Annotated in this window: 10 protein-coding genes; 6 read left to right on the top strand and 4 right to left on the bottom strand. The window is 45.7% G+C overall.

Annotated elements, in window-relative coordinates; genetic code table 11:
* Positions 1 to 8 precede the first annotated feature (8 nt).
* Together F3J22_RS08845 and F3J22_RS08850 are read left to right on the top strand one after the other, a co-directional pair.
* On the top strand, positions 9 to 1,142 hold the full coding sequence (locus F3J22_RS08845; RefSeq protein WP_167016256.1) for an efflux RND transporter periplasmic adaptor subunit: 1,134 nt from the start codon (positions 9 to 11) through the stop codon (positions 1,140 to 1,142).
* A gap of 24 nt (positions 1,143 to 1,166) precedes the next feature.
* Complete coding sequence (locus F3J22_RS08850) at positions 1,167 to 4,349, top strand: efflux RND transporter permease subunit (protein ID WP_167016258.1); 3,183 nt, start codon at positions 1,167 to 1,169, stop codon at positions 4,347 to 4,349.
* A 72-nt stretch (positions 4,350 to 4,421) separates the two neighbouring features.
* Here F3J22_RS08850 and F3J22_RS08855 read toward each other — a convergent pair whose 3' ends face one another.
* On the bottom strand, positions 4,422 to 5,168 hold the full coding sequence (locus F3J22_RS08855; RefSeq protein ID WP_167016260.1) for a tetratricopeptide repeat protein: 747 nt from the start codon (positions 5,166 to 5,168) through the stop codon (positions 4,422 to 4,424).
* A gap of 534 nt (positions 5,169 to 5,702) precedes the next feature.
* On the opposite strand from F3J22_RS08855, the gene F3J22_RS08860 reads away from it, so the two are divergent.
* Positions 5,703 to 6,362 carry an NYN domain-containing protein gene (locus F3J22_RS08860; protein WP_167016262.1) on the top strand — a complete coding sequence of 220 codons (660 nt, stop codon included), beginning with the start codon at positions 5,703 to 5,705 and terminating at the stop codon, positions 6,360 to 6,362.
* Positions 6,363 to 6,394: 32 nt separating this feature from the next.
* On the opposite strand, the gene F3J22_RS08865 is transcribed toward F3J22_RS08860, so the two are convergent.
* From F3J22_RS08865 to F3J22_RS08875, 3 genes are all read right to left on the bottom strand, one after another.
* A complete protein-coding gene (locus tag F3J22_RS08865; RefSeq protein ID WP_167016264.1) occupies positions 6,395 to 7,615 on the bottom strand; it encodes an MFS transporter in 1,221 nt (406 codons plus the stop codon).
* Between the two features lie 65 nt (positions 7,616 to 7,680).
* Positions 7,681 to 8,070, bottom strand: coding sequence for an SdpI family protein (locus F3J22_RS08870; protein WP_167016266.1), 390 nt, complete (start codon positions 8,068 to 8,070; stop codon positions 7,681 to 7,683).
* Between the two features lie 118 nt (positions 8,071 to 8,188).
* Positions 8,189 to 10,906: an AsmA-like C-terminal region-containing protein gene (locus tag F3J22_RS08875; RefSeq protein WP_167016268.1), complete on the bottom strand. Its 2,718-nt coding sequence runs from the start codon at positions 10,904 to 10,906 to the stop codon at positions 8,189 to 8,191.
* A gap of 82 nt (positions 10,907 to 10,988) precedes the next feature.
* Between F3J22_RS08875 and F3J22_RS08880 the strand changes: the two genes are divergently transcribed.
* The 3 genes from F3J22_RS08880 (at position 10,989) to F3J22_RS08890 (ending at position 13,526) form a co-directional block, all read left to right on the top strand.
* Complete coding sequence (locus F3J22_RS08880; protein ID WP_167016270.1) at positions 10,989 to 11,576, top strand: RNA methyltransferase; 588 nt, start codon at positions 10,989 to 10,991, stop codon at positions 11,574 to 11,576.
* Positions 11,577 to 11,742: 166 nt separating this feature from the next.
* A complete protein-coding gene (locus tag F3J22_RS08885) occupies positions 11,743 to 12,342 on the top strand; it encodes an RNA polymerase sigma factor (RefSeq protein ID WP_167016272.1) in 600 nt (199 codons plus the stop codon).
* Positions 12,343 to 12,398: 56 nt separating this feature from the next.
* Positions 12,399 to 13,526 (top strand): FecR family protein, encoded by a 1,128-nt coding sequence (locus tag F3J22_RS08890; protein ID WP_167016274.1) that lies wholly within the window; start codon positions 12,399 to 12,401, stop codon positions 13,524 to 13,526.
* Positions 13,527 to 13,594: the final 68 nt, after the last annotated feature.

The raw sequence follows: 13,594 nt of genomic DNA on the forward strand, positions 1-13,594 counted from the left end.
GAACGGATATGAAAAAAATGAATCACCTTGTCTTTTTAAGCGCTGCCGGCGTTTTAGCCTTTACTGCCTGCAAAGGCCCTGAGCAAAAAGGCGCTCCTGTAATGCCCCCTACTGCGGTGAATATTACGGAGGCAACCGTGGCACCGGCCGTTTATTATGATAAGTACCCAGCTACCGTTGTAGCACTGAACCAGGTAGAACTTCGTTCTCAGGTTGCCGGATTTATTACCGGTATCTTCTTCCAGGAAGGAGAAGTAGTTCAGAAAGGTAAGACCCTCTATGAAATTGATCGCCGCAAATATGAAGCTGCGTACCAGCAGGCACAGGCAAGTGTGTCTAGCGCACAGGCGAACTACAACAAGGCTAAAAAAGATGACGACCGTTACAAACGCCTCGTAGAACAGGATGCGGTAGCACGTCAGATCGTTGATAACGCAGAGGCAGCCCTGGAAACCTCCCGCAGCTCACTCGCAGCTGCACAGGCTAGTCTGCTCGCTGCCCGTACGGACCTCGACTACTCGCTGATCAAAGCGCCTTTCACCGGCCGTATCGGTATTTCCCAGGTAAAACTCGGCGCACAGATCACCCCGGGATCTACCTTATTAAATACTATCTCCAGCGAAAACCCTATCGCCGTGGATTTCGTAATCCCTGAAAATGAAATCGGCCGCTACGCCGAAATGCAGGGTAAGTCGAAAGCTGGTGATACCACCTTCAGATTATCGCTCTCCGATGGTACTGCCTATAATCAGACAGGCCACCTCTTTGCGATCGATCGCGGTGTGGATAACCAGACGGCAACCATCAAAGTACGTATCCAGTTCAATAACCCGGATAACAGACTGAAAGCAGGCATGAGCTGTGTACTGAATGTACTCAACCAGGCTTCCGGCGACAGGCTCATTATCCCTTACAAAGCCATCACCGAACAGATGGGCGAATTCTTCGTGTTTGTAGCTAAAGACAGCATCGCAGAACAACGTAAAGTACACCTGGGCCCTAAAATGCGCGACCAGATTGTAATCATGGATGGTATACAGCAAGGCGAAAAGGTTATTACAGAAGGCTTCCAGCGCTTACGCGATGGCGGCAAGATTCAGATAGGCATCCCTGCTCCACCAGAAGCAGCAGCGAAGAAATAAGTTCACGAGACTCAACTTTAGAACATGATTGCAGATACTTTTATTAAAAGACCGGTAACAGCGATAGTAATTTCTATCGTACTGGTACTGGTGGGATTATTGGCGATGATGAACCTGCCGATCGGGCAGTATCCTGAAATCTCGCCCCCCACCGTACAGGTAACCGGTACCTATACCGGCGCCGATGCACAGACTGTTGAACAGACAGTAGCCACTCCCGTGGAAGTGCAGGTAAACGGTACACCAGGAATGACTTATATCTCTACCAACAACACCAGCTCTGGTCAGATGAGTATGACCGTGAACTTTGAAGTAGGTACAGATATCAATATCGCAGCGCTGGACGTGCAGAACCGTGTAGGTATCGCACAGCCAACCCTGCCACAGGAAGTGCAACGTTTAGGTCTGACCGTTAGAAAGCGTAACCCAAGCATCCTGATGCTGGTAGCGTTATACTCACCTAAAGGCACACACGATATTACCTTCCTCGACAACTATACCAACGTATATGTAAAAGATGCGTTGCTCCGTGCAAAAGGGGTGGGTGATATCTTCACCCGTGCGGATGACTTCTCCATGCGTATCTGGCTGCAGCCTGATAAACTGGCGCAGATGGGTGTTACCGCTGATGATATCAAAGCCGCACTCCAGGAACAGAACGCGCAGATCACCGCAGGTTCCGTAGGTGCACCTCCACAGCCAACCGGACAAACATTCGAATACAATATCTTCACCCAGGGCCGTTTACAGACGCCGGAAGAATTCGGAAATATCATCGTGAAAACACGCCCGAGCGATGGATCACTGGTATACCTGAAAGATGTAGCACGTATACAGCTGGGTAAATTCAACTATTCCGGTAATAACTTCGTAGATGGTAAACGTGCAGCTTATCTGCTCGTATACCAGGCGCCGGGTAGTAACGCGATTGAAACCGCTGCCAACGTAACCGCTGCCATGGAAGAGCTGAAGAAGTCTTTCCCTAGCGACGTAGAATACGTAGTACCTTTCGAATCCGTTTCCGTGGTGAAAGTATCCATCGAAGAGGTGGTACATACCCTCGTGGAAGCCCTGATCCTTGTGGTATTGGTGGTATTCCTCTTCCTGCAGAGCTGGAGGGCGACTATCATCCCTATCCTGGCGATTCCGGTATCTATTATTGCTACGTTTATCTTCTTCATACCACTCGGCTTTACCATCAACACCCTGACCCTCTTCGGTTTCGTACTGGCGATCGGTATCGTGGTGGATGATGCGATCGTGGTGGTGGAAGCGGTACAGCATAATATGGACCATGAGAAGATGTCGCCGAAGGATGCTACCATCCAGGCGATGAAAGAAATCTCCGGGCCGGTAATTGCGATTGCACTCATTCTGGCGGCAGTATTCGTACCAGTAGGATTTATCCCTGGTATCGTAGGTCGCCTGTATCAGCAGTTTGCGATCACTATTGCGATCTCTGTACTGATTTCTGCATTTGTGGCGCTATCGCTGACACCGGCATTATGTATGCTGATCCTGCGTCCGATGCACCTCAGCAAAGATTCCAAAGGGCTGAACAAATTCTTCTTTAAGTTTAACCGCTGGTTTGGACATACTACCAGCAGGTATTCTGTAGGGGTGAAGAAAAGTATCAAATGGTCCCGCTATGTGATGGTCATTTTGATATGCCTGTTCGTAGGTACGGTAATGTTATTCAAGTCCAAACCTTCCGGGTTTATTCCTACAGAAGATGACGGACGTATCATTATCACCTTCGACTTACCGGAATCTTCTTCCACAGAGCGCACGGTAGCAACTATGCAGAAGATGATGAAAGACATCCAGGAAACACCTGGTATCGCGCATTTCGCGGCACTGGGAGGTTTGAATGCGGTGAGCTTCGCTACCAAATCCAACAGTGGTACAATCTTCTGTCAGCTGAAACCATGGGACGAGCGTAAGCCTGATTCCCTGCATGTATTCGGACTGGTAGCCACCTTGCAGAAAAAACTGAGTAAGTATAAAGAAGCCAGTGTGGTAGTTATTCCGCCGCCGGCGATCCCTGGTCTGGGACAGACGGCAGGTTTCTCCTTTGTATTGCAACAGCGTGGCGCCGGTGATATCAAGGCTTTTGAAGGCGTGTTACAGAAATTCATCACCGCTGTTAACCAGCGTCCGGAAATTGCGAAGGCATTCTCCTTCTTTACCGCACGTACACCTGGTTACCAGCTGGATATCGATCGTGAAAAAGCGAAGAAGATGGGTGTGAAGATCTCTGATATTGCTTCTGCATTGCAGACCTATATGGGTTCTGCCTATGTAAACGATTTCACGATCTATGGCCGTAACTTCCGTGTAGTAACACAGGCGGATTCTTCTTACCGTGGCGACATCAAAAACCTGAGCCAGTTATTTGTTCGTAACGCGGCTGGTAGTATGGTGCCGCTGAGCGCACTCACTTCTTACAAAGTGATTGAAAACGCGCCGGTAATCTCCCACTATAACCTTTTCCGCTCTGCGGAGATCAACGGTAACCCTGCACCTGGCTACAGTTCCGGCGATGCGATTAATGCATTGAAGGAAGTAGCAGCGAAGGAATTACCAGCCGGTTATGGGTATGAATTCTCCGGATTGAGTAGAGAAGAGATTTTATCGGGTAGTAAAACAGTATACATCTTCATATTGTCTATTGTCTTTGTATTCCTCTTCCTGGCGGCGCTTTATGAGAGCTGGTCTGTACCGTTCTCCGTACTGCTGGCAGTACCTATTGGTGCCTTTGGTGCCATCACGGTGCTGACCTTCCTGCCTAAGCTGAGTAACAACGTATATGCGCAGATCGGTCTGATCACACTGATTGGACTTTCCGCGAAGAATGCGATCCTGATCGTAGAGTTTGCGAAAGAGCGTGTAGACAGAGGTATGGACGTGGTAACATCAGCCGTGGAAGCAGCGAAATTGCGTCTGCGTCCGATCGTGATGACCTCCATGGCCTTCCTGTTAGGTATTCTGCCGCTGGTGCTGGCATCCGGCGCTGGTGCGGAAGCCCGTAAAACAATGGGTTGGACCGTATTGGGTGGTATGTTTACTGCTACCTTCCTGGCGATCTTTATTGTACCGGTGCTGTTCGTGGTAATCACGAAACTGACCTATGGTAAAGAAAAGCTGGCTAAGATGAAAGAAAACTATCAGACAATTCCTGACCATGATGTTCAGGGGCATAGTTGATAATAACGGTTATATATAAACGAAAACGCCGTCTCTACCAGGTAGAGACGGCGTTTTCGTTTATGTGGCTATTTATGCTTTCAGTGTTGCCAGTTCTTTCCTGGAGAGCCATACCCATATGCGTATGGTGCGCCTGATATATCGTGGGTGCATACTGAATTCGGCTTTTGTTCTTTCGAACTGTGCTTTTGCTTCGGTATTGCGTCCTTGTTTTCTTAGCATAATGCCATAGTGGTACATGGCTTCCAGCGAATGGTGTACCTGGATGATCCGCTGATAGGCCTGTTCGGCTTTGTCTGCCTGTGCAGTGGCTTCCAGCGCCTGGGCGTACATCAGTTCATCAGCCACATTATTCATTCTTACCCCCGGCATTTTATTCAGCTTATCGAAACTGGCAATGCTGGCTGCATATTGCTGGTTCATAAACTGGAAACGGCTGAGTTGAAGCAGGATACCCTGATCGGAAGGGTAGGAGGTAGCGCAGGACTGTGCAAGGTCAACAGCTTTATCATAGTGCTTTTGACCGGCATAGGCTTCGGCGAGTTGCATCCTGTTGGTAACGGTGTCGGATAAACGCACCCGTTTTTCCCATTCGTTAATACGGCCGTTTGGAGATAGGAGCCGGAGCAGTTGCTGGCCGATATTACCGTTGGAGATGTCGGGCATGATCTCCATAAAAAAATAAATGGCTGCACCTATACCGGGCAGAAAGATGAGTAAATAGATGGCTTCGCGGTTGCCTGATTTTATAGCATGAACGATACAGGCTATGTTCAGCAGAATAACAAGATAATAATAATCACTCCAAAATGATAACATAGGTTTAAGGTCAATCAGGGGTTCTGTGGCTGATTGGCGTAAAAATAGGAAAAATTGAAATCTTTCGGGCGAAGTTATAATTTGACTGAAATGGATGAGTTGTGTTGTTTGGGGATTAATTTTTATGAAATTTTATTTTAAATAGATGGTGTTGATAAAACGTTTTAGTTAGGCGTCTTGACTAATTGTATTCTGATGCAAATTTTTTTCTGCATAAAAATTTTATAAAAAATTTGTTGAGAATATAAAATAGATATAGTTTAGCGATATAATTATCCCCGCTATAGTCTCAGTACTATAGTTCTGCTTCTACTGGAAGTGTTAAATTGGCCCTATGGTATTCGTATTATAGGTCTGCTCCTACTGGGAGCTTTTTTATTATCCCCGCTATAGTCTCAGCACTATAGTTCTGCTTCTACTGGAAGTGTTACATTGACCCTATAGTCTCCATAATATAGGTCTGCTCCTACTGGGAGCGTTTTTTACTTACAGACGGTTTGTTAACTTAATTCCATTGTTTGAATTTCACGAAATATGAAGAAGGTTACATTTTATGTGGATGGTTTTAACTTCTATTATGGCTTCAGATCGCATGCAGCGGCCAATCCTGTTTGGAAAGATTATTATTGGATAGATTTCGTCAAACTATTTTCCCATTTTGTTTTTTTGCATGAAGGACAGGAACTTAATAAGGTGAAATATTTCACAGCGCCTTCTGTTCATAAGGCTAACAGAGGAAAGCAAAATGCTTTATTTGGAGCGAATATAATTCTGAATGGTGATAAATTTGAGGTAATCAATGGGCATCACTCGGAAAAATTTGTTAACTGCAAAGCCCTATGCGGAAAGGTGTTTAAAGTCCTTGAAGAAAAATGTAGTGATATAAATCTAGCCTTGCATATACTACAGGATTGTATAGATGAATCAGTGGATGTTGTTGTAATTGTTACTGCGGATAGTGATCAGCTTTCCACCATTAAGGTGCTGAAGGAAAAATTCCCGAAAGTAAAAGTCAGGTTGTATTTCCCGCCAAATAGAACATCAATGAAGCTGAAATCTATGATCAAACCAGTGGTACACCTCGAAAATCACGAGGATAAATTCAAAAGTGCTATTATGCCTGCTGAAGTAAGAAATGAGAAAAAGAAGTATACAAGACCATCGGATTGGAGAAAAAGATCGATGATCAGGTAAACTTCTTTTCCTTCATTACCATGTAGGTATCTTTATAAAGATGCCTGTTTTTTATTCAATACATTTACCAGGTACATCACCAGGATAGAAAACGCAATCAGTATCAGGTAGCTGTAAGACAGATTGATCCCGTCTTTGGCTGGTAATGCATACGTGAGTACGTAGCTTAAAACAGATACAATCACATAACATAATCCTCCTGTTAATCCGCCGGCAATACCTGCATTTTTAGGAAATTTGGCCAGGCAATAGGTGAAGTAATTATTGTAGGTAAATCCTGCGCCTACATGTATCAGGAAGGCAAAAACAAGGATCAGGGCCAGCGGGCTCCAGAAATGCAACAGGGTCAGTAACGCAATGCCATATAAGAGTTGCAACGCTACATTGATGTTCATCTTTTTGGCGAAAGGCTTGTTGATAGTGCCTTTCCCTATAAAGCCACCCACCATCCAGGCGAATCCCAGCAGCAAACTGCAATATCCCGTTACTACCGGCGATAAACCATAATGGTGTTCAATGATAAACGGCCCGGACATATTATACGTCATTACCATGCTGTAACCCAATCCCAGCATGATAATGCCCAAAACAAAACTACCCGTTTTAAGCATGTCGGAATAGATGTTTACTATCTTGCTCAGGTGGAACGGAGTTGCATGTAGTAGCGTTTCTCCACTGAATATTATCTCCAGTACAAATAATACAGCCGCTATCAATCCCAAAAAATAAAAGTTGGATTCCCAACCAAAATTCACTTCCAGGTACCCACCTATGAAAGGTGCTACTATAGGGCCGGTAGACCAGATGATAGTAAACAGGCTGAGATAGTGCTTTAGCTTTTCTCCACTGAACAGGTCCACGAAAAAGGCGCGTTTGGCCACTACCATGGCCGCTATCGTGATACCATGTATTACCCGCATGGCATAAATTACATATATATTGTGCGTGCTGCCGATGATAATACAGGAGCAGCAGAATATCAGCATTGATACAAGTGATATACGGTAACGTCCGTAGCTGTCCAGCAGTCCGCCTACAAATAATTGTGAAACCCCGTAACTGATGAGAAAAAGACTGAGTGTAAGCTGTGCCTGGCTGCTACTGATACCAAGGGCTGCCGTCATACCGGGCAGAGAGGGAATGTAAATGTCGGTGGCAAACCCCGACATAGGAATCATGGCAAAGGCTAATAGTGTGGCTATTCCTATGTTCTTATCCTTAATTGATCGCAATTGTGTTGTGCTGTCTGTCATAATTTCCGTTTAGCGGTTCTTCGACAGCAAAATTGAGTCAATAAAAAATAAGAAATGTCATAATCCTATAATTTTGGTGGGATACGACGGCGGCCATCGTCATCGAATTCGTTGGTCAGCATCCATTCCGTATAGCCGGTGATATACAAAACCCCTACCACAACGGCTCCCACCGTGATATACATGAACCAGTCCGTCTGAGATGGAAAAATAAGCGCGCAACAAATACCAATTAATAATATGATAAACCCTACCCGCCGGGAAATCATGGCGGCATCTTTATTGGCAGCGTCCCACATTTCCTGGTTTCGTGTAGACAGGAACGTACGGTAGCCGTACCAGGTTTTTACGCTCTTAGGTGGAAAATGTAAGATAAGGTATCCCATCAGCAGGAATAACAAACCTCCGAATAATGCAGCATTGCAATAAGTACTGTGAAGAAATCTTACTATCATCGCTGTCAGTTTTTGGGTAACTATAAGTTACGAAAAAATTGTGGAAGAAGAACCGAAACGACAATAAAAAAGGTGGCCGCATTTAGCGACCACCTTTGAATGTTTATATTATATATTTTTAATTTTTGGTACTATCCACCGCAGCAGCCTGTTTCTTCTTTCCAAACAAGCCATTGATCACGTTTTTGGCAGATTCTCCCGCCGTTTTTCCCAGATTTTGTACACCATTGTTAGGCGTAGCTCCGGTAGAGTCTTTATGACCCAGCAGCTGATTTTTCAGTTCGTTTTTGGCTGCAGCCACTGCCTGGTTTTTCAGCTGATTCACTGTATCGCGAACAGTGCTCTTAATGGTATCTACTTTGTTTTTCACCAGTTCGGTAGCCTGAGATTTCAGGTTGTTGGTGCTTTCACGCAGGTCTGTTTTCAGTGATGGTTTCATGATATTACCACCCATGGCAATAGACAGGTGAACGCTGTCGCCCACATTAACAGGAATACCTTTGTTCTGTGCCTGTGCCGCGAGGTTGTTTACCAGCTGATTACCGGCGCTGCCCATGAGGCTGCGTGGCAAAGCCAGTTGCAGACTGTAGTCCAGCGACTGATCAAAACCATGACTACCGGCAATGTCCATACGAACGCCGTTCACAACTACTTTGAAAGGATTTACTTTCACGCGGCCGTTTTCGAATGCGAAGTAGTTTTTGATGTCGCGCAGTGAAATATCTTTCAGCTGGCTGATATTCAGGTTGCTGGCCAGCTGGTCTACCGGCGCAAACTGTTTCAGTACGCCTTCGATCAGCAGGAGGTTACCATCACCGGTAAGACTGTTGAGTTCCGGCATCATATCTTTTCCAAGCTTACCGTGCATAGTCAGCTGGGAAGTGATTTTACCGCTAAGGAACTTACCGATAGGCATCAGGCTTCTTACGGTATTGAATGCGTTGAAGGTCTGCTGAATATCTACGCGTTCTACATCATAGGAGAGATTGATATCCGGGTTGGTTTTGCTCGCTTTGGTGCTGTAGCTACCGTTGATGGCCATGGTACCCTGCAATGCGTCGGCTTTGAGCTGTTGCATGGTAACGGTTTCATCTTTCACGAGGAGGGCGCCGGTAACGTTGTTCATATCGATTTTGTCGTAATGAACTTTATCGACAATTGCGTGGAGTGCTACGTTCAGGTTGGCCGGTACCGGGAATGGTGCCGCGCCGGCAGCTGCTGAATCTTTCTTCGCTTCGGCAGCCGGAGCAGCCGCAGTGGTGCTGCTGGTGGCCATCCATTTGTCCAGGTTGATCTGGTCGGCTTTCAGGTTGAAGGTACCATCCAGTGCTTCATTCTTCAGCGTATAGGCGAGGAGGTTATTGACCTCTCCGTTTGCCTGGAAGTGAGAGCCCAGGTATTCGGCGTTCAGGTCTTTAACAGTTACATTTTTAGGATTGAACTGTAAAGCGAGATTATTCACTTTTACGCCATCAGGGTAGTCTTTACTTTTATACAGCATGTTGCTGAGGGCCAGGTTACCGGCAGCATAGAACTTATCGTACTGCTGTTTTTCGATGGCGCTCATATTTCCTTTGGCGCTGATATCTGCATCCAGTAAGCCTTGCAGGGCGGTGCCGGACTCCAGTTTCACATATTGAGGAATCTGGGCCAGGTCCAGTTTACCTTTGGCAGCTGCATCTACATACATATCGGATATAGGTGTTTTCACCAATACGCGTAAATCTAACGGTGTATTATCCATTTCCAGGTGGCCTCTGGACATGTCTACCACAGTATGGTCAGGAACGCCGTCAGGGTTGGTGATCTTCACGGCCAGTTGAATATTTTTCACTGGTTTAGGGAGATCGGGATATTGGAAGAAGCCGTCTGTTACGCCCAGGTTCAGCCCAAATGCAGGCATCTGCACAGGAGAATAATTACCTTTTACAAAACCATCAAAAGCAGCTTTACCGCTTGTTTTGATCTTATTGAAGTCGGTAGCATAGATGGCCGGTACCAGCGACAGCAGGTCTTTAAACTCGGTAGAAGGGCTTTTAAAGGTAAAGTCCATGCCATAGGTGCTGTCGTTTACCAGTTTAAATAATCCGGCGAAGTCGATGCCGAGGTTATTCAGACTGGCTTTGGCATTTTTCAGCGTATAGGTGCTGGTGTTATTATCGATTTGAATATCAGCATCCAGTTTGGTGACAACATGGCTTAAATAAGGAATGGGGCCATATTTAAAGGTAACGCCATCTGCATCGGTATGGGTGCTGAGGGTGAACTGGTCCTGGGTGAAATCCCCGGTGCCGTTGTGGTTGAGGCCATCAACTTCCATATACATGCCGCCCTGGCGGTCGTCGTAGCTGACAAAAGCATTTTCAATGCTGTATTTCTTCAGGCTAAGCGCAAACTTGCTTTTGGAGGTGTCAGCAGGCGTAGCAGCAGCGGTGTCTGGTTTGGTGATGTCCCAGTTGGCGTGGCCGTCTTTATCAACAATAGCGTGTATACGTGGCTGTACGAGCGCGATGTTATAGATATCCATTTTATCGCCTTTGATGACACTCATGAGGTTCAGTGCTACATCAATTTTCTGAACTGCGAGGAGGGTATCCTGTTCGAACTGGCCTTTACCAATTACTTTAAGGTCTTCCAGGCCAACAGCCAGGCGGGGGAAATGACGGATAAGGCTGATATCAACATCCTTGAAGTCGACACGGGCGTTCAATTGCTTATTGAGCTCCGTTTTCACCGTAGCCATGATTTTGTCCTTGAAAAAGTAAGGAATTGCAATAGCAGCCAGTATCAAGACAATGAATGTGATGCCCACAATTTTCAGTATCTTCTTGAGCATAGGTTTAAGTATTTTAAGATTGTGCGGTGAAATTACCTTATTTCGTAATTTTAAGGGCCATAGAATAAAATATTTTTTTTATATGACACCAGAAAGAAGGGAAAGGGTATTATCGGCATTGAACAAACGTCAGGGAAATCTGACCGTGATATTGGATGATGTGGAGGATCCGCATAATATTTCTGCGGTAATGCGGACATGTGATTCTGTTGGAATACAGGAGATTTTTGTAATAAAAACGAAATTACCGCGTCATAAGCGCTGGGGTTTCAGGAGTAGCAGTGGCGCCAACAAATGGGTGACGGTCCATCAGTTTGATAATATTCAGGATTGTGTGGCTGCCGTGCGCAGCAAATATGATAAAATATTAACGACTCACCTGGCGCAGGATGCGGTGAGTTTATATGATATTGATTTTACAGCGTCTATCGCCCTGGTATTCGGGAATGAGCAGAAGGGCGTCAGTGAGGAATTAATTGCTGTTTCAGATGGTAATTTTATTATCCCGCAGATGGGCATGATAAAATCACTGAATATCTCTGTAGCCTGTGCCGTAACAATTTATGAAGCCATGCGTCAGAAAATGCTGGCAGGACACTATAATCAGCCAGGTTTACCGGAAGCCGAATATAACGCGTTACTGGAGCAATGGGGATATGAAGAAGATTAAATAACAGATATATAGCAGCGCAGCTGACAGGTTGTGCTGCTCTCTATATGAGAAGGCCTGAACGGCTGCCCCGCCAAAATCTTATAGAAAGCCTTTGATCCCATTCAACAATTTGTAGCTTTGTGCTACGCATCAAATTATTATATCCAAAATCTTCAGGTGGTTTATGATGGTTCATCCTCTGGCAAACGAAGCGGAATTGCTGCACGCATTGCGGGCGGGAGATGAATCGGCGTTTACACAACTATACCTGTATTATAGTCCTGGCCTGTATACTGCTATTCTTAGCATGGCAAAAGATCCGGAAGCAGCACAGGAGATCGTCCAGGAAATCTTCTCCCTGATCTGGAAAAATAGAAAAGAGAGTGCTGATATTTCCAATTTCGCTGGTTACCTGGTAAAGGCAGGTCAGAACAGGATATTTAATTTCTTCAAGAAACTACAACTCGATAAAGAGAAGCTACAACAGTTTCGCCTATACGCTACTGCGCATTATTCACATATAGAAGAGGCCTTACATTACCAGGAAAGCAGTGCCATGCTGGAAGCAGCTTTAGATAAGTTAACACCGCAGCAGGCCAGAGTATACCGCCTGTGCCGGATCGATGGTTTTACCAACAGGGAAGCAGCGGAACAATTGGGGATATCCGTGTATACCGTAAAAGAATACCTGAAAGAAGCCAACAAAAAGGTACGTAGCTATTTCGATAATAATCCGGAACAGGTATTGATACTATTGATTTTGATACACTTAGGCAGATTGTAAAAAAAATTGCTGTTTCCTCCCCCTCTTTTTCTTTTTTCAAATGTCATTATAAGAGGATGAATCAACCAGAAAACAAAAATGACCTGTTTAACAGGCTGCTAAACGGCGCATGTAAACCAGAAGAGCTTCCTCTGTTAATTGAATGGCTGGGGTCGGGAGAGATGGACCCCGAAGCGGCCAGGATGGTACAGTCCTGTCTGGAAAGCATGCCTGTACCTGAAGCTGTAGATACGCAGGTGAGGGAGCAGCTGGCGGCATTACTGCCGGATATTCTCCGTGAAACGCCTGTTGTGCCAATGCCTGCGCGCAGGTACTCTATCCGCTGGGTCGCTGCTGCGGTTGCAATATCCTTTGTGGCAGGAAGTCTGTTGCTGCTGCATCATGGTAAGCATACTGTATCACTGGCAGATGTGAAACCCGGTAGCGATAAGGCTACACTGATAATGGCGGATGGCGCCGTGGTAACACTGGACAGCAGCGCTAAAACCATCCGGCAGGGATCGCAGCTAATCCGCCAGACAGCCGGTGAGCTGCAATATAATTCTGGTAATAACGGTAAAGGACAAAATTTACTGCAGACACCCAGAGGCGGCAGGTTTAAACTCCTGCTGCCCGATGGGAGCAAGGTATGGCTGAACGCTGCCTCTTCGTTACGGTACCCGGTAGCATTTAATGAAAAAGAGCGGGTGGTAAAACTGGAAGGGGAAGCATACTTTGAACCCACCGCCGATGCTGCTCATCCATTTATTGTGCAGTGCGGCAACGAAAGAATAGAAGTACTGGGAACAGCTTTTAATATTATGGCTTATGCAGATGAACCTGTGCGAAAAGTAACCCTGGTAACGGGTGCGGTAAAGGTTGTCACGCCTGCTGCGCAGGAAGTATTGAAGCCTTCCATGCAGGCAGTCCTGTCCGGAGGAGATATCCAGGTAAAGCAGGTAGATATACATAGTGCCACCGGTTGGAAAGATGGATTTATCGTTATGCAGAACGCCAGCGTACCCGAAATTATGCGCCAGATTGCAAGGTGGTATAACGTAGACGTACGTATGAAAAATGATAGAAAAGAAGCACATCTGTCGGGAGATATCCCCATGAGCTTAAGTCTTAAAGAAGTGCTGGAGATATTGGAAATGAGCGGAATAGATACAGAATACAGTGAGCAGACAGTAATAGTTAAATAATAGTAGCAATCATCAACCAACCATTAATTTTTTATCAACCATTGCAGAAATCTAAAGAAGAAAAAATG

Origin of the sequence: Chitinophaga sp. Cy-1792, from assembly GCF_011752935.1 — a bacterium.
GTDB lineage: Bacteria > Bacteroidota > Bacteroidia > Chitinophagales > Chitinophagaceae > Chitinophaga.